The sequence below is a fragment of the Dietzia sp. SLG310A2-38A2 genome (assembly GCF_014145095.1).
In the GTDB taxonomy this organism is placed as follows: domain Bacteria; phylum Actinomycetota; class Actinomycetes; order Mycobacteriales; family Mycobacteriaceae; genus Dietzia.
In genome coordinates this window covers 2,255-4,288 of record NZ_JAALDX010000490.1, presented here as the reverse complement: position 1 = coordinate 4,288, position 2,034 = coordinate 2,255, and the positions used below count along the sequence as shown (strand labels likewise).

At 71.2% G+C, this 2,034-nt stretch carries 2 protein-coding genes; one reads left to right on the top strand and one right to left on the bottom strand.

What is annotated here, in order from left to right; translation table 11 throughout:
* The coding region (locus G6027_RS15880) for an aminoglycoside phosphotransferase family protein (RefSeq protein WP_241727192.1) at positions 1-991 on the top strand (991 nt) is incomplete at its 5' end.
* A 35-nt stretch (positions 992-1,026) separates the two neighbouring features.
* Here the strand turns inward: G6027_RS15880 and rlmB are convergent.
* Positions 1,027-1,995 (bottom strand): 23S rRNA (guanosine(2251)-2'-O)-methyltransferase RlmB, encoded by a 969-nt coding sequence (rlmB, locus tag G6027_RS15875; protein WP_182616740.1) that lies wholly within the window; start codon positions 1,993-1,995, stop codon positions 1,027-1,029.
* Between the last annotated feature and the right edge of the window lie 39 nt (positions 1,996-2,034).

Here is a 2,034-nt window from a genome sequence, read left to right as displayed (position 1 = left end):
CCGCGACCCCGACCGCGACTCCCCCGCCGACCGCGCGGCCGTCCCCTCGGCCGACCATCCGGCCGTCCCCCCGGCCGAGCGCAGCGCTGAACTCGACGCGATCCACGCCGCGTTCCCGACGCTCGCCTGGGATTCGGTGCAGTGGATCGACGAGGGCTGGGACCACGTGGTGGTGCTGTGCCGCGGGTGCCGCGGGGCAGACTCCCTCGGACACCGGGACCTGGTGTTCCGGTTTCCGACGGACGAGCAGGCGCTCGCCCAGCTCCCGCAGGAGATCGCCGTGCTCGACCACCTCTCCCCCGGCCTCGACGCCGCGATACCCCGGTACACCCACGTTCCGTCGGACGGCGGGTTCGCCGGATATCCGATGGTGGGCGGGGACAGGCTGACCCCCGCGCTACTCCGGGGTCTGCCCACGACGGCCAGGACGTCGGTCGCCGGGCAGCTCGGGGCACTGCTGGCGGCGCTGCACGTGGCCGACACCTCCACACCGCCGCTGGACCGGGTCCCGGACTCCTATCAACCCGAGAACCTGGACTTCGTCCGGGGGATCGTGGCCAACGACCTCCCGGCGGTGTTCACCGAGGACGAGATGCGGACCGCGCGGGAGATCTGTGACGAGGTCGCCGCGCTCCAGTCCACCCTGCTACCCAGGGTCTTCCTGCACAACGACGTCTACGTACGCCACCTGTACTGGGACCAGCGGACGTCTCCGGGCCGGCTGGGTCTCATCGACTTCACCGACATGTGTCTCGGCGACCCGGCGGTCGACTTCGCCGAGCTGTACGAGTACGGCCCACGCTTCGTCGACGAGGTGCTCGCGCGCTACATCGGCAGGATCGACGCGACCTTCCTCGACCGGGCGTGGACCTACCAACGGTTCGCCGGGCTCTACATGGTCGTCGGCCACCTGTACTACGGCGAGGAGACGTGGGAGTACGCGCGGGCGACGTTCGATCGCTGTCGATCGCCGCGCCGCCCGCTGGCCTGAACGGGATCCGAGGCTGACGGGAACCGAGGTGGCGGTCAGCCCTTCACGCGGCGCTGGCGGGCGAACTCGGAGAGCACCACGCCGGCGGCGACCGAGGCGTTGAGGCTCTCCACCCCTCCGGAGATCGGGATCGAGAGGATCGAGTCGCAGTTCTCGCGCACCAGCCGCGAGAGACCCTTGCCCTCGGAGCCCACCACCACGACCGTGGGGCCGGTCCCGTCGTAGGTGTCCAGGGTGGTGTCACCGTCGGCGTCCAGGCCCACGAGCTGCACCCCGGACTTCGCCCAGTCCAGGAGTGTGCGGTTGAGGTTGGTCGCACGCGCGACGGGGAGCCGGGCGGCGGCACCGGCCGAGGCGCGCCACGCCACGGCCGTGATGGACGCGCTGCGCCGCTCGGGGATGAGGACGCCGTGCCCACCGAACGCGGCGACCGAACGGATGACCGCGCCGAGGTTGCGGGTGTCGGTGATGTTGTCCAGGGCCACGAGCAGCGCGGGTTCGGATGCCCCCATCGCGATGTCGAGGAGGTCCTTGGGATCGGTGTACTGGTACGGCGGCACCTGTAGCCCGATCCCCTGGTGCATCCCGTTCGACACCATGCGGTCGAGGTCGGTGCGCGGAACCTCGAGGATCGAGATGCCCTTGTTGGCGGCCAGGTGGACGGCCTCGGTCAGTCGCTCGTCGGCGTCCGAGCCGACCGCCACGTACAGCGCGGTCGCGGGCACGCCGGCCCGGAGGCACTCCACCACCGGGTTGCGGCCCACCACGTACTCCGGACCATCGGCCTGCTTCTCCGCATACCGGCGCCGCTGCTGCGTGGTCTCCGCCTTGCGCGATGCGGCCTTGGCCTTGCGGTGCGCGGAGTGATACGTGCGGTCCTCGGCCTTGGGGGTGGCGCCCCGGGCCTCGAGGCCCCGCCGCCGTTGGCCGCCGGATCCGACGACCTGGCCCTTCTTGGTGCCGGATTTGCGGATCGCCCCGCGTCGGGCCGAATTGCCAGCCATGTCAGTCCTTCCGGTTGGCGAGCGACCATCTCTGGCCGT

Coding starts and splice junctions, on each gene's coding strand:
- rlmB (WP_182616740.1), bottom strand. CDS start 1,995: ATGGCTGGCAATTCGGCCCGACGCGGGGCGATCCGCAAATCCGGCACC.